The 18,103-nt window shown below is 61.7% G+C and carries 18 protein-coding genes; 4 read left to right on the top strand and 14 right to left on the bottom strand.

Features of this window, described 5'->3' with window-relative positions; translation table 11 throughout:
• Positions 1-16: 16 nt before the first annotated feature.
• From GH983_RS16065 to GH983_RS16025, 9 genes are all read right to left on the bottom strand, one after another.
• Positions 17-922: a glutamine amidotransferase family protein gene (locus tag GH983_RS16065; RefSeq protein WP_069043213.1), complete on the bottom strand. Its 906-nt coding sequence runs from the start codon at positions 920-922 to the stop codon at positions 17-19.
• A gap of 89 nt (positions 923-1,011) precedes the next feature.
• Complete coding sequence (locus tag GH983_RS16060) at positions 1,012-1,671, bottom strand: XRE family transcriptional regulator (RefSeq protein WP_153762911.1); 660 nt, start codon at positions 1,669-1,671, stop codon at positions 1,012-1,014.
• 81 nt (positions 1,672-1,752) lie between these two features.
• Positions 1,753-2,799, bottom strand: a complete 1,047-nt coding sequence (locus GH983_RS16055; RefSeq protein WP_069043215.1) for a YeiH family protein — start codon at positions 2,797-2,799, stop codon at positions 1,753-1,755.
• 97 nt (positions 2,800-2,896) lie between these two features.
• Positions 2,897-3,952: a TRAP transporter substrate-binding protein DctP gene (gene dctP, locus GH983_RS16050; protein ID WP_054147786.1), complete on the bottom strand. Its 1,056-nt coding sequence runs from the start codon at positions 3,950-3,952 to the stop codon at positions 2,897-2,899.
• A 23-nt stretch (positions 3,953-3,975) separates the two neighbouring features.
• A complete protein-coding gene (locus GH983_RS16045) occupies positions 3,976-5,265 on the bottom strand; it encodes a TRAP transporter large permease (protein WP_054147787.1) in 1,290 nt (429 codons plus the stop codon).
• On the bottom strand, positions 5,265-5,855 hold the full coding sequence (locus GH983_RS16040) for a TRAP transporter small permease (RefSeq protein WP_054147788.1): 591 nt from the start codon (positions 5,853-5,855) through the stop codon (positions 5,265-5,267). Before GH983_RS16040 ends, GH983_RS16045 begins: the two co-directional genes overlap by 1 nt.
• A gap of 193 nt (positions 5,856-6,048) precedes the next feature.
• Positions 6,049-6,567, bottom strand: coding sequence for a flavin reductase family protein (locus GH983_RS16035; protein ID WP_069043217.1), 519 nt, complete (start codon positions 6,565-6,567; stop codon positions 6,049-6,051).
• A complete protein-coding gene (locus GH983_RS16030; protein WP_069043218.1) occupies positions 6,567-7,460 on the bottom strand; it encodes an aldo/keto reductase family oxidoreductase in 894 nt (297 codons plus the stop codon). Before GH983_RS16030 ends, GH983_RS16035 begins: the two co-directional genes overlap by 1 nt.
• Positions 7,460-8,617: an LLM class flavin-dependent oxidoreductase gene (locus GH983_RS16025; protein WP_054147791.1), complete on the bottom strand. Its 1,158-nt coding sequence runs from the start codon at positions 8,615-8,617 to the stop codon at positions 7,460-7,462. Before GH983_RS16025 ends, GH983_RS16030 begins: the two co-directional genes overlap by 1 nt.
• 63 nt (positions 8,618-8,680) lie before the next feature.
• On the opposite strand from GH983_RS16025, the gene GH983_RS16020 reads away from it, so the two are divergent.
• From GH983_RS16020 to treZ, 3 genes are all read left to right on the top strand, one after another.
• The gene (locus GH983_RS16020) at positions 8,681-9,430 is read left to right on the top strand and encodes a GntR family transcriptional regulator (protein ID WP_150127496.1); all 750 of its coding nucleotides are present in this window, start codon (positions 8,681-8,683) and stop codon (positions 9,428-9,430) included.
• Positions 9,431-9,467: 37 nt separating this feature from the next.
• Complete coding sequence (locus GH983_RS16015) at positions 9,468-10,583, top strand: Gfo/Idh/MocA family protein (protein WP_083229668.1); 1,116 nt, start codon at positions 9,468-9,470, stop codon at positions 10,581-10,583.
• Between the two features lie 93 nt (positions 10,584-10,676).
• Positions 10,677-12,446, top strand: a complete 1,770-nt coding sequence (gene treZ, locus GH983_RS16010; RefSeq protein ID WP_153762910.1) for a malto-oligosyltrehalose trehalohydrolase — start codon at positions 10,677-10,679, stop codon at positions 12,444-12,446.
• Between the two features lie 29 nt (positions 12,447-12,475).
• On the opposite strand, the gene GH983_RS16005 is transcribed toward treZ, so the two are convergent.
• The 3 genes from GH983_RS16005 to GH983_RS15995 form a co-directional block, all read right to left on the bottom strand.
• Entirely contained in the window at positions 12,476-13,402 is a 927-nt protein-coding gene (locus GH983_RS16005) for a B12-binding domain-containing protein (RefSeq protein ID WP_236759280.1), read from the bottom strand.
• 121 nt (positions 13,403-13,523) lie between these two features.
• A complete protein-coding gene (gene dxs, locus GH983_RS16000) occupies positions 13,524-15,338 on the bottom strand; it encodes a 1-deoxy-D-xylulose-5-phosphate synthase (protein ID WP_246727577.1) in 1,815 nt (604 codons plus the stop codon).
• Between the two features lie 279 nt (positions 15,339-15,617).
• Complete coding sequence (locus tag GH983_RS15995; protein ID WP_054147794.1) at positions 15,618-16,004, bottom strand: cytochrome c family protein; 387 nt, start codon at positions 16,002-16,004, stop codon at positions 15,618-15,620.
• A gap of 166 nt (positions 16,005-16,170) precedes the next feature.
• Between GH983_RS15995 and GH983_RS15990 the strand changes: the two genes are divergently transcribed.
• Positions 16,171-16,617 carry a TspO/MBR family protein gene (locus tag GH983_RS15990; protein ID WP_054147795.1) on the top strand — a complete coding sequence of 149 codons (447 nt, stop codon included), beginning with the start codon at positions 16,171-16,173 and terminating at the stop codon, positions 16,615-16,617.
• Here the strand turns inward: GH983_RS15990 and GH983_RS15985 are convergent.
• Complete coding sequence (locus GH983_RS15985) at positions 16,584-16,886, bottom strand: hypothetical protein (RefSeq protein WP_153762908.1); 303 nt, start codon at positions 16,884-16,886, stop codon at positions 16,584-16,586. The genes GH983_RS15990 and GH983_RS15985 overlap by 34 nt on opposite strands.
• Positions 16,883-18,088, bottom strand: coding sequence for a geranylgeranyl diphosphate reductase (locus tag GH983_RS15980; RefSeq protein ID WP_153762907.1), 1,206 nt, complete (start codon positions 18,086-18,088; stop codon positions 16,883-16,885). The genes GH983_RS15985 and GH983_RS15980 overlap by 4 nt, the downstream gene beginning before the upstream one ends.
• Positions 18,089-18,103: the final 15 nt, after the last annotated feature.

The following is an 18,103-nucleotide window of genomic DNA, read 5'->3' as shown; positions in this document are numbered from 1 at the left end:
TTCTCGGTGTCGCGGTTCAGGCGGCCTTTTCATGGTCCCAGAAATAGACGGTCGCCGGCTCCGGCTCCCAGACGCGGGCGGTCTCGATGCCCGGCAGGTTGACCAGGGCGCGGTATTCCGAGCCGAAGGCGACATACTGGTCGGTCTCGGCCATGACGGCTGGCTTGCAGGCGATCGGGTCGCGCACGACGCCGAAACCGGTCTTGGTCCCGACAACGAAGGTGAAGAAGCCATCGAGATCATCAAGCGCACCGGTCAGTGCTTGCCCCAAATCCTTGCCCTTTGCCATTTCTGCCGTGAGATAGGCCGCTGCCACTTCGCTATCGTTCTCGGTCTCGAAGGACATGCCTTCGCGGATCAACTCGCGGCGCAGATTGTTGTGGTTCGACAACGAGCCGTTGTGCACGAGGCATTGGTCTGCGCCTGTCGAAAAGGGGTGGGCGCCGAGCGTGGTGACAGCACTCTCGGTGGCCATACGGGTATGGCCGATACCGTGGGTGCCACCCATGGTACGCACACCGAAGCGCTGCACGACGTCCTTGGGAAGGCCGACTTCCTTGAAGATCTCGACGCTTTCGCCGGAGCCCATAATGCGGACGTGAGGGCGGATTTCGGCAAGGGCCGCGCGGATCTCGGTCAACTGGGCTGCACGGATCGAAATGACCGCGTGAGTGCTCTTGAGGGAGACGGCTGCGTCGATCCCCGCCTTGGCCAGATCTTCGGCGAGGCCCGTAAAATCACTTTCCGGCGTGGCGGACTGGATCGTGACCTTGGCGGTCTTGCCGTCGACGCCGCCATAGATGGCGATGCCGGCCGAGTCCGGTCCTCGGTCGGTCATGATGATCAGCATGTCCGAGAGGAGGTCGCCGAGCCGGGGCTCCAGCGCCTTGTCCTTGAGAAACAGACCTACAATGCCGCACATCGCCACGCCCTCCAAAGTCTCTGGAGAAAGGGCTAGCAGCGGCGATCACGAAAATCAATCGAAGGGAATAAAGTTTTCCTGTTGGGCAACTATCGGCGTTGTGGATAGGAGATGATCGAGAGGTAGCGCGCCGGCAGGCTTACGAGCTCTTCCGGGCCGTGCGGGGCGTCGGCGTCGAAGAAGAGGCTATCGCCTGCCTGCATCCGGTAGAGGCTATCCCCGTGGCGATAAACTACTTCGCCCTCCAGCATGTAGAGGAACTCCATGCCTTCGTGCTGGAAAGTCGGAAAGACGTCCGATTCCGCGTTCAGCGTGATCAGATAGGGCTCGACGACGACGCCCGAGGTGTTGTTTTCGATATGGCCAAGCAGGCTGTAGTGATGTCCGGCGCGGGTTCCCCGGCGCTCCAGGTTCACGCCTTCGCCCGCTTTGACGAAGCTCGCCGATTTCGGCTCCTCGAAGCCACGGAAGAAGGCGGTGATCGGCATTCCCAGCGCCTTGGACAGCGCCTGAAGGGTGGTCAGCGAAGGCGATATATTGCCGTTCTCGATCTTTGAGAGCATGCCGACCGACATGCCCGTTGCCGCGGCGAGATCGGCAACTGTTATACCGAGCTTCTTGCGATAGGTGCGCACCTCATGGCCAATCGCCATTTCGAGATTGTTGGCGCGGGGCTCGCGTACGGCATGGGGATCCTGCGTCAGCGCCGGCTTCAGGCCGTTCGCCGGTGTCTTGGTTGTCTTTGCCATGGATCCTCCTCGCACTCCGCCGATTTTACCTGATGCTGTAACGGATTCTGCGTCGCTGCCCAATGGGCGAAGAGCAGGCGGTCACAGTCCGACAAAGACCAGGACGGCGAGCACGATTGCCGCCAGGAAGACGGTGTCGGCAACCAGCAGGCCTATCGCCCGTCCGCCGATCTTGAAAACCTCGGGCAGGGAGGTCTTCACACCGACGGCGGCGATTGCCACGAGCAGCGCCCAGCGTGAGACCATGCCCGCCCAGTCGCCGACCACGGGTGGGATGCTGACGAGCGAGTTCAAGGCAGCCAGCAATAGGAATGCGACCACGAAGCCAGGCAGGAGGGGCGGGCGCTTGACGTCGCCGGAGACCGTGCGGCGGAAGGCGAGTGCGGCGACCAGCACGACTGGGGCCAGCATAGTCACACGGATGAGCTTCACGAAAACCGCTGTCTCGCCTGCAGGGACGGAGACCGAGAAACCGGCGCCTGCGACTTGAGCGACGTCATGGATCGTCGAGCCCAGAAAGATACCGGTCTGGTGGTCGTCGAGACCCGCAAGGCTTGCCAGGATCGGGTAGAAGATCATGGCGAGCGTCGACAGCATGGTGACGCCGATGACCGTGAAGACCATCTGCTGGTCGGCTTCCTTGCTGCGGTTTCCAAGCGTCGCGGAGATCGCAAGGGCTGCCGAGGCGCCGCATATGGCGACCGCGCCGCCCGTCAGCACGCCGAACTGTGTGCCTTGGCCAGAGAGGCGCGAGGCGAGGATGCCGAAGAGGATGGTGAGCAAGACTGCGCCAACGATCATGACGATCACCGCAGCACCCAGTTCGGCGAACATCGCGACACTCACCCTGAGGCCGAGCAACGCAATGCCCACCCGCAGCACCGTGCGCGACGCGAAGTCCAAGCCTGCTGCCGTCTTCGGATCTTCTGCAAGGAAGTGCAAGGCCAGCCCGATCAGGATCGCCAGCAGCATGGCCGGTGCGCCGTAATGTTCAGACAGAAAGGCGGATGCGAGAGCGATCAAGACCGTGACGGACAGACCGGGAAACAAGGCTTGCCAGCGCTCGCGCAGGGTCAAGGGGCGGCTGTCCCGCTCCTGCTTGGGCGAGGCAATGGACGGGTCTGGCATGGATCACCTCTGGTAGAGCGCCCCGTGCATGGTGGTATCAGATGATGCGGAGGGCGGAATGAAGGGATGCGCGGCGTACCGCGCATCCCTGATGTCGTCAGTTCAGATCAGCTGCGCGTTCGGCGTCAACCTTCTTCTGGGCATCGGCAACCGCTGCTGTGAACAGGTCGAACACTTCGGCTCCGCCTGTCACATTCGTCTTGAACCAGTCGAAGACGGGCGAGACGGCGGTCTTGAAGGCTTCCTTCTCGGCAGGCGTCGGCACGTAGATCTCGCCGCCGGCCTTGGCAAAGTCCTGATAGGCGGCGATTTCCTTGCGCTTTGGCGAGGCGAAGGTCGCCTGCTGAAGGGCTGCGAATCCGTCAACGACGATCTGCTTCTGATCCGGCGTCAGGCCCTGGAAGCGGTCATTCGACATCCACCAGAAGGCGCCCATGTAGCTGTGGCCGTCGAGTGTCAGATATTTCAGGCCGGCATCCGGGAACTTCATGGACATGATGTCGGTGATGCCGTTTGCCGTGCCTTCGACCACGCCGGTCTGCAGCGAGGTGAAGAGTTCCGGCCACGGGATCGGGGTCGGCGCGGCTCCCACGGCGGTCGCCACCTGCTGCGGCAGATCGGCCGGGACGGTGCGCATCTTCAGACCCTTCAGATCTTCCGGTGTCTTCACCGCCTTCTGAGTATTGGCGTAGTTGCGCCAGCCGCCGGTGTTGCCGATGGTCATCAGGCGGATCTTGTTGTCGCTATCGGCCAGGGCCTTTTCGCGCAGCTTGCGTGTGAAGTCGCCGGTCAGCACGGTCTCTGCCACGCGGTCGTCGCTCATCAGGTAAGGCAGGTCGAGAACCTGGATATAGGGGAAGAGGCCGGCTGCCCCGCCCGAGGTCGAGATGTAGATATCGAGCGAGCCGTCGGCGACGCCCTGGAGGCATTCTTCACCCGTGGCGCAGAGCTGGGTACCGATGAAGAGTTCGACGGCGATCGCGCCGTTCGAGGCGTTCTCGACATAGTTCTTGAAGACGACAAGGCCATCATAATCCTCGTCGTTTTCGTTGGAGTTGGCGGTGGCGCGCAGCGTGATGTCTGCTGCCTGCGCAACACCGGTGATGGTGAGTGCGCTGGCCAGCAGCAAGGTTTTCAACATGGACTTGAGCATTCTGGTTCCTCCCTTTTCTCAAGTTAGTCGACGAAGCCCGCAAGGCGCGGGAGCGTGAGCGTCAAAGCGGGGAAATAGGTGATCAGGAAGATCACAACGATTTCCGCCGCCAAGAACGGCAGTGTGGCCTTGGCGATCGTCTCGACCTTTAGGCCGGAGACGGACGACGAGACGAAGAGTACCAGGCCCATGGGTGGGGTCAGAAGGCCAACCGTCAGGTTGACCGCCATGATGATGGCGAAGTGGACGGAATCCACACCCATCTGTGTGAATATGGGGCCGAGGATCGGGCCGAGAATGATGATTGCCGGACCTGCATCGAGGAACATGCCAACGACGAAGAGCAGCAGATTGATCAGCAGCAACAGGACTAGCGGATTTTCACTCAGGCTCAGGATGATCGAGGCCAGCAGCTCAGGCGTGTGCGAAAGGCTGGCGACCGTCTTGAAGGCCATTGCTGCGCCTACGAGAAGCAGGACAACCGCCGAGGTCATGGCGGCGCGCATCAGAATTCTCGGCATGTCGCCGAGTTTCAGACTGCGCAGCACGAAGAGGCCAATGAAGATTGCGTAGCCGACGGCAACGGCAGAGGCTTCCGTCGGCGTGAAGATGCCGCCGAGAATACCACCCATGATGATGACCGGTGTCATCAGCGGCCAGAAGGCATTGAGGCTTGCGCGGCCACGTTCGGACCAGGTTGCTCGGGTCGTCGCAGCGGGCAGGTTCTCGCGATCGGCAAGCAGGTAGACGATCGCCATGAGGCTGAGGCCGATCAGGACACCCGGAACGATGCCAGCCAGGAAAAGCGCAGCCACGCTTTCGCCCATGACATAGGCATAGATGATCATGATGCCGGACGGTGGGATGATCGGGCCGATGATCGAGGATGCCGCCGTGACGGCGGTCGCAAATTTTCGGCTGTAGCCCTGCTTCTCCATCGCCGGGATCAGCATCGAGCCAAGTGCGGATACGTCCGCCACGGCCGAGCCTGACAGGCCGGCAAACAGCATCGAGGACAAAATGTTGACGTGCGCGAGGCCGCCGCGCAGATGGCCGATCACCGCCTGGGCGAACTCGACGAGACGCATGGTGATGCCGGCCCGGTTCATCAGTTCCCCGGCCAGCATGAAGAAAGGGATCGCCATCAGCGGGAAGCTGTCCATCCCGTTATAGACATTGCGATAGAGAAGCACGATGTCGCGCTCCTGGCCGTTCAGCCAGAGCAGAATGCCGGGCGCTGCGATCAGGCCGAACACGATCGGAAAGCCGAGCAGCAGAAGGATCATGAAAAGGGGGAGGAAAAGTGTCAGCATCACTCGGCTCCCAGTCCTGCGAGCGAGGCGACCGGCTCGAGCTTTTCTTGATGTCCTGTCAGTTCGATAAGGCTGCGCAGGATCAGTTCGATGCTGACCACAAACATCATGGTTACACCCGTTGCGAGCGAAGCCATCATCCAGCCGCGCGGCACCTTCATCCAGGTGCTGAGGTCCAGAGATGTTGGTACGGAAATCGCCGGCATGGCAAATCGTCCGCCGAGCCCTGTCACTTCAGCCCAGCCGATGCGCATGGCGACATAAAGCAGGACCGCCGCCAGTCCAAGGAAAAGCAGGTTGATCAGGCCGCCGATCAGACGCGGAAAGATGTCGAGGATCATCGTGATGGCGACAAAGCCGCCCTGGCGGAATGCCGTCGGCACCATCAAGCCCGTCATCCAGAGCATCAGGAAACGGGAGCCTTCCTCACTCCAGGGCAGAGCATTGCCGAGGACGTAGCGAAAGAAGACCTGAACGAGAATGAACACGAGCATGATGCCGAGTGCGCCGGCCCCAAGCCACAATCCGACCGTCAACACGGCAGCGTTCAGCCGGCCGAGCAGATTGGTCAGGTTCGAAAGTGCCGTCATGTCTCCACCCGTTTCTTGTCATCGGTCAATTCGGCGCACTATCGAAGACTTGTTCCCGCCGCACAAACACGGCTGTTCCCCATTCAGATCCGCGCGGAGCAATCTTCTACTCGCAGACTTGTTCCGGATCGTCTTCGACCGTCGCGCCGCAGCATGTATTTCATGCTGCCGACGACCTCCTCCCAAATTCAATTCAGACGGCGAAGCGTCCGAACCGTCCCCCCGAGAAGCACAGCGGTTCTCCCTGCCGATGTGCGACCCTTAACACCCTGCCGATGATGATCGTGTGATCCCCGGCGTCATGCTGCGCCTGTTCAGCGCATTCGAAACGCGCGAGCGTGCCGGGCAGAACCGGCACGCCTTCGTCGTTGAACCTGACCTCGATCCCGTCGAAGCCATTGCCGCCGCGTGTGAAGGCGGCGCTCAGGTGATCCTGATCCGCGCCGAGCACGTGGATCGCGAAATGTCGGGCGCCCGTAAATGCGCCGTATCGAGATGAACTCTTGGCCGGCGACCAGAGCACCAGAGGCGGATCGAGCGAAACCGAGGCAAAGCTGTTCACCGTCATGCCGATCGGACCGTCTGAGGTCGTCGCGGTCACCACGGTCACACCCGTGGTGAAGCTGCCCAGTGCATTGCGAAAAGCACGATGGTTGTCGGCGCCGGGAACGAAGACGGCCTCCAACGCATGAATGTCATTAGCAGCCATCATCAGGCGACCTCCTGTCCGATCGCAAGAGTATAAAGCTCGAACCAGGTCTGGCGATCCAGCTCCACCTTCGTCGCGTCTGCAATCTTGGCAATACGATCGAGTGAATTGGTGCCCATGACCGGCATGATGGTGGCCGGATGACGCAGCAGCCAGGCACCCGCGACAGCCGTTTCGTCGACGCCATTTTCTGCGCCAATGCGCTTCAGGGCCGACAGGAGTTCCGGCTTCGATCCGTCGAGGAGGCGTCCGCCACCCAGCGGCGACCAGGCCATCGGCGACACCATGCGTTCCTGCAAATAGGCGAGATCGCCGTTCACAAAGGTATCTGTCGCAAGCAGGCTCATCTCGATCTGGTTGGTGACGAGGTTGTTCTCCATCGAAGACTGCAGCAGCGAGAAGTCCCAGGGGCGGAAATTGGAAACGCCAACGGCGCGTACCTTGCCGGACGCTACGAGCGCATCGAGAGCCGGGCCCGTTTCATCGGGATCAATCAGAGGGTCGGGGCGGTGGATCAGCAGCAGGTCGACATGATCGGTGCCCATGTCGGTGAGCGAGGCTTCGACCGAGGCGGTGATGTGAGCCGCCGACGTATCGTAGTACTTGACGCGGGCTGCCGAATGGCGACCGACCGGGGCGACGATATCGCATTTGGTGACGATCTCGAGCTTGTCGCGCAGGCCGGGGGAGGCCTTCAGCGCGTTGCCGAGGATCGCTTCTGCGGTGTAACCGCCATAGATGTCGGCCTGATCCATGGTGGTGATGCCCTGGGCGAGGCAGGCCTCGATCTTGGCCTGCACATGCTTGGGCGAGGTGTCGGCATCGTCGCCGATGCGCCACATGCCGTAGACCAGGCGGCTGAAGGTGAGATCAGGGGTAAGATTGACGCGCTGCATCAGCGGCGAACTCCATTTCCGAGAGGTGTGGGCGGCGTTTCCGAGGGGACGCGGCCATAAGCGTGGGGAAGCGAGACAGTCTTGAGTTCCGGCAGCACCTTGGTGCCGAAGTGAACCGCCTCGTCGATATGCGGATATCCTGACAGGATGAAGGCGCGGATGCCCATCTTCCTATACTCTTCCAGTTCCGAGAGGATCTGGTCGGTGGAGCCGACGAGTGCTGCACCACAGCCGGAGCGGGCGCGGCCGATGCCGGTCCACATGTGCGGCTCGATATAGCCAAACTGGTCGGCGAGCTCGCGGGCGCGGGCCTGATGGGCGACACCGAGCGAGATCGAGTCATGTGCACGATCGCGGATCAGCTTGCCATATTCGTCATCGAGCTTCGATACGATGTATTCGGCGTATTCGCGGGCTTCCTTCTCGGTGTCGCGGACGATCATGTGGACGCGCAGACCGTAATCGAGGGTCCGGCCATGGGCTTCGGCGCGCGCATGCACAGCCTTCATCCGCTCGGCGAGCTGGTCCTTCTTCTCCGGCCACATCAGATAGACGTCGCATTGCGCGCCGCAGAGCTCCAGCGCATCGGGGGAATAGCCGCCGAAATAGAGGAGTGGGCCACCGTTCTGCTGATACGGGCGGGCGGGCTCGGTCGAGACGCCCTTGAACTGGTAGACCTCGCCTTCGTGGTCGATCGTGTCACGCGTCCACGCCTGGCGGAGGATCTCGACCACCTCATGGCTGCGCTTGTAGCGGAAGGCACTGTCTGCGACTTCGCCTGGAAAATCCGAGCTGATGACGTTGAGCGTCAGGCGGCCCTTGAGCATGTGGTCGAGGGTCGCAACCGTGCGCGCCAGCATGATCGGCTGCATCTCGCCGCAGCGGATGGCGGCGAGCATGTTGATCTTGGACGTGATCGGGGCACAGCCGGCGACGAAGCTCAGCGTGTCCTGGCCTACCTGATAGGAGGAAGGGCAGAGGATGTTGCGAAAGCCCAGCTGCTCGGCCTTCTGGACGATGTCGGAGCAGTGCTCGAAGCTCGACCGCAAAGCTCCATCAGGCACCCCGAGAAATTGATAATCGTCAGAGCAAAGGGCTGCGAACCACGACACTTCCGCGCCATCGATATCGGCCGATGTGACAGGTACGACAGTCATTGAGGTCTCCTCCAAGGCTCCAACTTTCCTCTTGCCTAACACTCGATTTGATGTAGATCAATAGTGTATCAATTTTTTCTCGGCGATACCGAAGTGCCACAGAACTCCGCAACGCAGCCGCCCGGCAGCCTTCCCATCTATGTGCAGATTACCGAGCTTCTGGTGCGTGATATCGCGGCGGGACGGCTGATCGACGGTGAAAAGCTGCCGCCAGAGCGGGATATGGCCGAAGAACTCGGCATTGCCGTCGGCACTTTGCGCAAGGCATTGGCCGAGCTGCAAAATCGCGGGCTGCTGGAGCGCATTCAGGGCTCCGGCAATTACGTGCGGGCGATCTCCGATCCGAAATCTGTTTATTCGATGTTCCGGCTTGAACTCCCGGGCGGCGGCGGTTTGCCGACCGCCGAGATCCTGTCGATCGACCGACTGCCGAAACCGGACGGGCTGCCGACATTCGGCACGTCCGCGGAGGCGCATCGGATCCGGCGTTTGCGGCGTCTTTCCGGCCGTCCGGCGGCGCTTGAGGAAATCTGGCTCGACGGGTCTTACGTCGAGACGATTGACCCCGAGGCGGTCTCGGAATCCCTCTATCTGTTCTATCGCACCAAGCTCTCGCTCTGGATTGCGAGGGCCGAGGACCAGATCGGTCTCGACGTGGTGCCGGACTGGGCGCCTGCGAGCTTCGGTCTGAGGCCAGGCGCGCCCGCCACACATATTCAACGCATCAGCCAGGATCAGGAGGGAGCCCGTGCGGAAGTCTCGCGGACCTGGCTCGATCACACCGTCGCCCGATACGTATCGCGGCTGAAATGACATAACCGCGAGGAGCGGTTCAATTGAGGAGGAAAGCGTGGCAGGACTTCAATACGGGATCATCGGTTGCGGCATGATGGGGCAGGAGCACCTGCGCAACATCGCCCTTCTGCAGGATGCATCGGTGGTCGCGATCTATGAGCCGGATGCCGGCATGCGCGCGCTGTCAGCGGAGGCTGTCCCGACGGCAAAGATGGTCGCCTCGATCGAGGAGCTGCTTGCTGTCGAGGCCGTGAACTGCCTGCTGATCGCAAGCCCCAACTATCTGCATCTCGAGCAATTGGAAAAGATCGCTGGGATTCGGCCGCTGCCGGTGCTGGTGGAGAAGCCGTTGTTCACCGATTCTGCCGATGCTCCGCGCCTTGCCGCCCTGCGAGCTGCCTATCCGGCGCCGATTTGGGTCGCCATGGAATACCGCTACATGCCGCCGGTCGCGCGGATGATCGAACAGGCGGACGATGCCACCGGTGGCATCCGCATGTTGACCATCCGCGAGCATCGTTTTCCGTTTCTCGAAAAGGTCGGCGACTGGAACCGGTTCAATCGCAACACGGGTGGGACCCTCGTCGAGAAATGCTGCCATTTCTTCGATCTGATGCGGCACATCCTGAAATCCGACCCGGTTCGCATCATGGCTTCGGGTGGACAGTCCGTGAATCATGTCGACGAGGTCTATGACGGAAATCGCTCCGACATTTGGGACAATGCCTATGTGATTGTCGACTTTGCCTCCGGGGCGCGGGCGATGCTCGAGCTCTGCATGTTTGCCGAAGGTGCCCGCTATCAGGAGGAAATCTCGGCAGTTGGCCCCACCGGCAAGATCGAGTGCCTGGTGCCAGGACCCGGCCGCTTCTGGCCCGAACATCTCGGCGAGCCACCGATTGCTCAGGTCATCATCTCACCGCGTGATCCGAAAGGGCCGCGCGTCGTCGAAATTCCGGTTGATCCGCACCTGCTGGAAGCCGGTGACCACAACGGCTCGACCTTCTATCAGCACCAGCGCTTCCAGAAGGCGGTAAAGGGCGAGCGGCCGGTCGAGGTTGCGCTCGATGACGGCTGGTGGGCGGTGGCCATGGGGCTCGCAGCACAGAAGTCTGCAGAAACGGGGCAGGCGGTCACCTTTCCGCTGCCATTTTCACCCCAGGGATCATGACGCGATAACCGTCCTTCCACCTTTCGCGCTGGGGGGGCGAACCATTCACCACTTCCTGCGTTGCCTCCTCGTGGCAGCGTAGGAGAAGCAGCGGTGACAGATTATCTTTTTGGCCCCGTCATTGAAGATGACGGGGTTTTGTTTCGGTTGTGGGCGCCGCATTGCAAATCGGTGACGCTCGAAATTGACGGCGCTCCTGCGAAGGACATGGATCGGCAGGCGGATGGCCTGTTTCGCCTCAAAGTCACTGGGGCACGGCCGGGTACCCGCTATCGGTTTCGACTGCCGGATGGCCTCATTGTCCCGGATCCTGCAAGCCGGCACCAGCCCGAGGACGTCTTCGGGCCGAGCGAGGTCGTCGATCTTTCGACGCAGAAGACCCGCGACGCCATTTGGCGCGGGCGGCCCTGGGCGGACATGGTCATCTACGAGCTGCATGTCGGCACATTCACGGATGAGGGTACCTTCCGAGCTGCGATCGACAGGCTGGATCACCTCGGCAACCTTGGGATAACCGCCATCCAGCTGATGCCGATCGCCGATTTTCCCGGTCGTTGGAACTGGGGTTATGACGGTGTCATGCCGTATGCGCCGGACAGTCGGTATGGACGCCCGGACGAACTGGCGCTGCTCGTTCAGGCGGCCCATCAAAGGGGCATCTCCGTGTTCCTCGATGTCGTCTACAATCACTTCGGCCCGTCCGGAAACTTCATGCCGGCTTATGCGCCGCTGTTCTCGCCGCATCATCAGACGCCATGGGGCGACGGTATCAACTTCGATGATGCGCAGAGCGAGATGGTGCGCGCATTCCTGATCGAAAACGCGCTCTTCTGGATCGGGGAGTTTCATGTCGATGGACTGCGGCTCGATGCCGTGCACGCCATCCGCGACGACAGTGAACCGCACTTCTTGCACGAACTCGCGGCGCGTGTGCGGGAGCGTTTTGCCGATCGCCACATTCATCTGATCGTCGAGAACGAGGAGAATGACCCGCTTCTGCTCGAGCGGGGCCAGCCCAGTACCGACACGTTCGACGCTCAGTGGAACGACGATGTCCACCACGCTTTGCATGTGGCCACGACCGGCGAGACCTTTGGCTACTACGCCGATTACCGGGATGCGGGTGCGGCTCTTGCAAAGGCTCTGGCGGAAGGCTTCGTGTATCAGGGTGACGTGATGCCCTATCGCGGTGAACGGCGCGGCCGTCCGAGCGCACATCTCCCACCTTCGGCTCTGGTTTCATTCCTTCACAATCACGACCAGATCGGCAACCGTGCCCACGGTGACAGAGTGATGGCCGCGCTTCCCGAACAGGCGCTCGCCTTCGCCGTTTCGCTGATGCTGCTCTCACCGCAAATTCCCATGCTATTCATGGGCGAGGAGTGGTGTTCAAAAAAGCCATTTCCCTATTTTTGCGATTTCGACGAGGAGCTCAACGCAGCCGTACGCGACGGCCGGCGGAATGAGCTCTCGAAGTTGCCGGGTTTCGACGGGGACCATGTGCTCGACCCGACATCGGCGGAGACATTCCGCTCTGCGATCCTCGACTGGGAGCAGGCAGGTTCAAAACATGGTTCGACCTGGATCGAACGCTACCGCCAGCTCATTGCGCTTCGGCGAGAGCGTGTCGTGCCGTTGCTGGCGCGGATGCGTCAGGGCGGGCGTTATGCTGCCGAAAATGGCGTCATCCGAGTCGAGTGGCCGCTCGAGGACGGACGGCACTACATACTTGTCGCCAATCCCACATCGCATGCCGTGAGTGCTGCCTTTGAGGTGGATCCTATCGAGATCATCTATGCGCTTGGCGAGCGCCGGACTGACGCTCGCGGACCCTGGTCGCTGGTCTTTGGTGTCACGGGCTGACACTAGACACAACAGCGTCTGCGGTGCGGTCAAGCGCCCATCCGGTCCGCCAGATGCATGACCTCGAGTGCCGATTTCGCCACCATGTCGGCGCCGATATTGCCGAAGGCGCGCGGGTCCTTCATGACGGCCGGACCACCGACCGCGATCTTCATCGGACCCGGGCTGCGCCTGGACTGAACCCGGCGAATGGCAGAGGCGCATTCATCCACTTCGTCGACACGGCCGACCGAGATACCCAAAAGAGTGTAGGAGGAATTCGACAGGCGCATGTAGAGGCTGTCGTTGAGTTCGAGGTCCGCCCCACCTTCGACGTCCCAGCCCATGTCGCGAAAACAGGAAGCAACGATCGATACGCCGATGGTGTGCAGGGCGCCCGGGGTCCGCGCCAGTAACACGCGGCGCGCCTTTTGGCGATCGCGAATGGTCTGGCTGCGGTTCTGCGACAGATGGTTGACGATCATGCCGAGCCTGGTTGAGGCCACGGCAACCTGGATGAAATCGGTTTCGTCATTGCACCAGAGCCGACCGAGTTGCGCGGCGACAGGCGAAAAAAGCTGGATCGCGAGCGTGTGCATGGGCAGGTCAGTGCGCTGCAATTCCTCGATGATCTCCCGGTGACCACGAGGATCTGCCTGGACGAGGGCCTCAGTCAGCGCGGATCGGTAGGTGATCGCCTTGTCGGTTCCCGGCAACTCGCGCGCCTTCGGATCCAGTTCCGGATGCAGATGGAAATCGATTTCCGGCGGCATCTCGCTCACGCGCGGACCTTTTGTCATATCCGCATGGCTCGCTCCCACGAGCCGCGGCACGGCATCCCGGATCGCGCCTTCGAGAATGCGCTGCTCCAGGCTTGTCAGCCGCGTGTCCGACTTCGACAGCGAAGACCTACCATCACCATTGTACGGAGGTTCGTCCGCCCCGCCGGGTGGTCCCCCGTTCTTTTCACCCGCCATATCACCCTCCCGGTCATCGGCTTGGGCAGATCCGCTCATCCCGATGGGATATTAGTGCATTCTTGCGCCGACGCCAAACCTCTCGTAGTCGAATACGCCCGATGCCGTCTTGTGGTTTAGTTCAGCGGTCCTCCGCGCGGTGGAGGCGCGTCGGCAGTTCCTGCTGTCCGGCCCTTGTGGACCTGCGAATATCGGCATTAGGCCTTGCCACCGTAAGGCCGTTGCGCGCTGCAGCCGCAATGTGGCGGGCTGTCAGCTTGGCTTCCTCGTACATGTCCTCGGGGCTTGCCTGGGCGATGAACGTGTCCGGTAGCGTCAGGGTCCGGACGGCACAACGTCCGTCGAGCATGCCGTGATTGGCGAGGTGGTGAAGAACGAGTGCGCCGAACCCGCCGGTCGCGCCTTCCTCGACCGTCACCAGCATCGAATGGTTGTCGACGAGTTCAGCCAGAAGCGCGGTATCGAGCGGCTTGGCAAAACGCGCGTCGGCGACCGTCACGGAAATTCCTTCGAGTGCCAGAAGGCGGCGGGCCTTGAGACAGTCGGCAAGCCGGGTGCCGAATGACAGGAGCGCGATCTGGCCTCCCTGCTCGATGATGCGACCGCGGCCGATCGGCAGAACTTCGCCACGGATTGGAAGGGGGACGCCCGTGCCCTCGCCACGCGGGTAGCGAAATGCAATCGGGCCGTGATCATGGGCTGCCGCCGTCGCAACCATGTGGACGAGTTCAGCCTCATCGCTTGCGGCCATCACGGTAAAGCCCGGCAAATTTGCCAGGTAGAGGATATCGAAGGCGCCGGCATGGGTCGGGCCGTCAGCCCCGACCAGCCCGGCTCTGTCGATCGCGAAACGGACAGGCAACTGCTGCAGGGCCACATCATGGACGATCTGGTCATAGGCGCGCTGCAGGAAGGTCGAATAGATCGCGCAGAATGGTTTCATGCCGCTGGCCGCGAGACCGGCCGCGAAGGTGACGGCATGCTGTTCGGCAATGCCGACATCGAAGGTCCGATCGGGAAAGGCGGCTCCAAAGCGGTCGACACCGGTGCCGGCCGCCATGGCGGCCGTGATCGCGACAATGCGGTCATCCGTTTCAGCTTCCGCAATCAGGGCGTCGGCGAAGACCCGCGTGTAGCTCGGCGCCTTTGCTTCTGCCTTGTTTTGCTTGCCCGTTGACACATCGAACGGGTTCACGCCGTGATACTTGTCCTCGGCTGCTTCGGCCGGTGCGTATCCGGCTCCCTTGCGCGTGATAACATGCAAGAGGATCGGACCATCCTTCTCGTCCCGCAGTTCTGCCAGAAGTGGAACCAGCACGTCGAGATCATGCCCGTCGACCGGTCCACGATAGTCGAAGCCGAAGTTCTCGAACACGTTGCCGACATTCGTCCCGGCTTTCCGGCGGACGTCCGAGAGGTGGCGGTTGAGCGCTCCGGTCGAGGCTGAAATCGACATGTCGTTGTCGTTGAGAATGACGATCAGCGGGCGGCCTGATGCCCCGGCATTGTTCATCGCTTCGAAGGCCATGCCTGCGGACATCGCGCCGTCGCCGATGATGCACACGACATGTCCGTCTTCCCCCTTCAAGTCCCGGGCAGTGGCAAAGCCGAGGCCTGCTGAAATCGACGTGGACGAGTGAGCGGCACCGAAGGGGTCGAAAGGGCTCTCGCCACGACGGGTAAAGCCGGACAGGCCGTCCTTCTTGCGCAGGCTGCGCATGCGGTCCCGCCGTCCGGTCAGGATCTTGTGCGGATAACACTGGTGGCTGACATCCCAGATGATCGTGTCGCGCGGGGCTGAGAAAGAGGCGTGGATGGCGACAGTCAGCTCTATCACGCCAAGACTGGAGCCGAGGTGGCCGCCGGTTTCGGAGACAACCCGAAGTGTCTCGCCGCGCAGTTCCTGCGCGAGACGACAGAGCGCCGCCTGGTCCATGCTTTTCAGGTCGTCAGGGACGCGCACCTGGTCAAGCAGAGGGGTGGCGACGTCATTCGCAAAAGAAAAACCCACTGTGCTCTCCTCCCACGAAAGAGCCCAATTCTCCTGGGTCCGCTGTCGCTGCGAGCGCCGATTTGGCGCATCCGGTGGGCGGTTGCCTGAGACTGGTGCAATATCTGCATATTCGGAGAAGACGAGCGATATGTAAACTTTTTTTTACACTTTTTCGCGGAATTCCGCCGGAATCTGCATCCCGGCGGAACGAGCCCCCAGAGATCAGGGGGCCGGGAAGGTTTTCATATAAGCGATTACGTCGGCGATTTCCTTCGGATCCTTCAAGCCGGCAAAGGCCATGCGCGTGCCCTTGACCACGCCACGGGGATTCTCGAGGTAAGCGGCCAGCTGTGCGTCATCCCATACCTTGCCGGCGCCGAAATCGGTCATTGCCTTGGAGTATTTGAAGCCTTCGGCTATGCCGGGCTGGCGCCCGATCACGCCCTGGAGAGAGGGGCCAACCTTATGTTTGGCGTCGGCGACGTTGTGACAGGCCGCGCATTTCTTGAACACGGCCTCACCGGCTGCAGCGTCTCCTTCCTGCGCGAAAGCGTTCTGAGACAGCAAAAGGGCTGCGACGGTGCAAGCGGCTGCAATTATCCTCGACATGTGTATCCTCCCATGGCATCGCGGATGAAGTAACAAATCATGCTGGCATAAAATTGACCCGTCCGGTTCACTCGCCGGGTGGTTCGCCTCTCATTCTGAAGCCAAGCTTGGAACCAGAATGCAGGCGATATGCTTCAATATACGGAAACCAACCCGGAGCTGGATCATGGCCGCAGTCGTCTTTCTCGTCATTGTTCTCGCAGCCGCCTCGAGCGGCGCGGTCTTCAAGCCCGGCGAGTGGTACGAGAACCTGCGCAAACCGAGCTGGACACCGCCCAAATGGGCCTTTCCCGTCGTCTGGACGATCCTTTATGTGCTGATCGGCTATGCAGGCTGGCTGATCTGGGATGTCGCCGGCTGGTCCCTGCCCATGGCCGTGTGGTCAGTGCAGATTGTGGCCAATGCTCTCTGGTCCTATTTCTTCTTCGGCATGCGGCGTATGGATCTCGCGCTCGTGGATGTTTCAGTTCTCTGGCTTTCCGTTGCGCTGTTCATCCTGGTTGCCTGGCCTGTGGCGCCGCTCGCATCGGTCTTGTTCGTTCCCTATCTCGTCTGGGTGACGGCTGCCGGCGCACTCAATCAATCCGTTCGCCGCCTCAACCCGGAGTCCTGAGCCGCAAGCCTGATCCGTAAATCGATCAGGAAGGCGACCAGCGAGATAGCCAGCAGCAGGGCCAGCCACAGAACCTGTGTCTGGCGCATGGCCAGCCCGAAGGCGGCGAGAAGAGCGCTGCCCGAGATGGCATTGGGCGCGAGATTGACGAAAGTCGATCGTGGCTCTGGTGATCGCCGGGCGACGATCAGGGTGATTGCCCACAACAGCGCAATCGCCACCGCACTGATCCAGCCGGACGTGAAGAGGAAGACCAGCGATGCCGTCATCTTTGCCCTGCAGGGATGCCGAACAGCTTCGCGAGATCTTTGAAGAAAACGCGCAAATGGGCGAGGGGGTCACGGCGCACGAGTTTCTTGTTGAGATAGGATTCCCAGGTCAGCCGCTGCACGTCGGGATCTGCGCACATGGCCACGAACTTCTCGCGCAGCCTGTCGTTGCGATACCAGATCTTCTGCATGATGCCGAGGATCAGGAAGACCCTGCCATGAGCCCGCATGAAGGTCCGGCGCGCATCGGCCAATGCCCGCCCGCTATTCGACAGCAGTGAGTGGTGCACGGCGTCTGCCGATAGCCTTCCGCAGAGCATGGCGTAATATATGCCTTCGCCCGAAGACGGGGCGACGGTGCCTGCGGCATCGCCAGCCAGCAGAACGTTGCGGCCGTTGTCCCAGCGCTTCATCGGCTTCAAGGGCAAGGGCGCCCCTTCTCTTCGGATGACCCGACAGTCGCCAAGGCCGGCCGCAAGCTTCAAGGCCCGCGTCGCCTCCCGGATGTTGTGACCCTTGACGGCCGTGCCTGTGCCGATGCTGGTGTGGCCCCCATGGGGGAAGACCCAGCCATAGAAGTCAGGCGAGATGCGGCCATCATAGACGACGTCACAGCGGTCGGCCTTGAAGACGGACTCATCGGCGTTGGACGGGCTTTCGACGATCTCGTGATAGGCAAAGACATAGGGCGGCTTGCGGGAGGCCGGGAACATCAGGCGCCGCACGGCCGAGTTGGCGCCGTCTGCACCGATGACGCGTCGGGCCCGGATCTGGATCGGTTCCGGACCGGCATCCTTGGCCGTCGATTCCACTGTCAGTTCGAGCAGGCCGCCGTCTCCTTCCGCCATCTTGTCGAGCTTGCCGCAAAGTCTCTCCGCTCCGGCGTCGGCGGCGCGCTGACGAAGGTAAGGGTCGAAGGCGGCGCGATCGACCATGCCGACATAACCGATGTCGCCGATCGTCATGTCCACGGTCCGACCTGATGGTGCGATGATCCGCGCCGCATTGGCGCGCGCCACCAGCTGGGCCTCGGGAATGGCGAAATCGGCCAGCGCTCTCGACGGGATTGCCCCACCGCAGGGCTTGATCCGGTTGTCCGGGTCGACGAGGAGCACGCTATGCCCCTTCTCGGCCAGCCGCTCGGCGGCCATGGCACCACAGGGGCCTCCACCGACAACGACAACGTCATAAATCTTCGACATGCGCGTCTCCCTGCC

The sequence above is a fragment of the Agrobacterium sp. MA01 genome, assembly GCF_009650195.1.
Lineage (GTDB): Bacteria > Pseudomonadota > Alphaproteobacteria > Rhizobiales > Rhizobiaceae > Allorhizobium.
The sequence above is the reverse complement of the archived record's forward strand: the minus strand, read 5'-3'. Positions and strand labels throughout refer to the sequence as shown.

Coding starts and splice junctions, on each gene's coding strand:
- GH983_RS16045 (WP_054147787.1), bottom strand. CDS start 5,265: ATGCTGACACTTTTCCTCCCCCTTTTCATGATCCTTCTGCTGCTCGGC.
- GH983_RS15995 (WP_054147794.1), bottom strand. CDS start 16,004: ATGTCGAGGATAATTGCAGCCGCTTGCACCGTCGCAGCCCTTTTGCTG.
- dctP (WP_054147786.1), bottom strand. CDS start 3,952: ATGCTCAAGTCCATGTTGAAAACCTTGCTGCTGGCCAGCGCACTCACC.
- GH983_RS16035 (WP_069043217.1), bottom strand. CDS start 6,567: ATGATGGCTGCTAATGACATTCATGCGTTGGAGGCCGTCTTCGTTCCC.
- GH983_RS16040 (WP_054147788.1), bottom strand. CDS start 5,855: ATGACGGCACTTTCGAACCTGACCAATCTGCTCGGCCGGCTGAACGCT.
- GH983_RS15980 (WP_153762907.1), bottom strand. CDS start 18,088: ATGTCGAAGATTTATGACGTTGTCGTTGTCGGTGGAGGCCCCTGTGGT.
- GH983_RS16060 (WP_153762911.1), bottom strand. CDS start 1,671: ATGGCAAAGACAACCAAGACACCGGCGAACGGCCTGAAGCCGGCGCTG.
- GH983_RS16025 (WP_054147791.1), bottom strand. CDS start 8,617: ATGACTGTCGTACCTGTCACATCGGCCGATATCGATGGCGCGGAAGTG.
- GH983_RS15985 (WP_153762908.1), bottom strand. CDS start 16,886: ATGACGGCATCGCTGGTCTTCCTCTTCACGTCCGGCTGGATCAGTGCG.
- dxs (WP_246727577.1), bottom strand. CDS start 15,338: ATGGACCAGGCGGCGCTCTGTCGTCTCGCGCAGGAACTGCGCGGCGAG.
- GH983_RS16030 (WP_069043218.1), bottom strand. CDS start 7,460: ATGCAGCGCGTCAATCTTACCCCTGATCTCACCTTCAGCCGCCTGGTC.
- GH983_RS16065 (WP_069043213.1), bottom strand. CDS start 922: ATGTGCGGCATTGTAGGTCTGTTTCTCAAGGACAAGGCGCTGGAGCCC.
- GH983_RS15990 (WP_054147795.1), top strand. CDS start 16,171: ATGGCCGCAGTCGTCTTTCTCGTCATTGTTCTCGCAGCCGCCTCGAGC.
- GH983_RS16055 (WP_069043215.1), bottom strand. CDS start 2,799: ATGCCAGACCCGTCCATTGCCTCGCCCAAGCAGGAGCGGGACAGCCGC.
- GH983_RS16005 (WP_236759280.1), bottom strand. CDS start 13,402: ATGGCGGGTGAAAAGAACGGGGGACCACCCGGCGGGGCGGACGAACCT.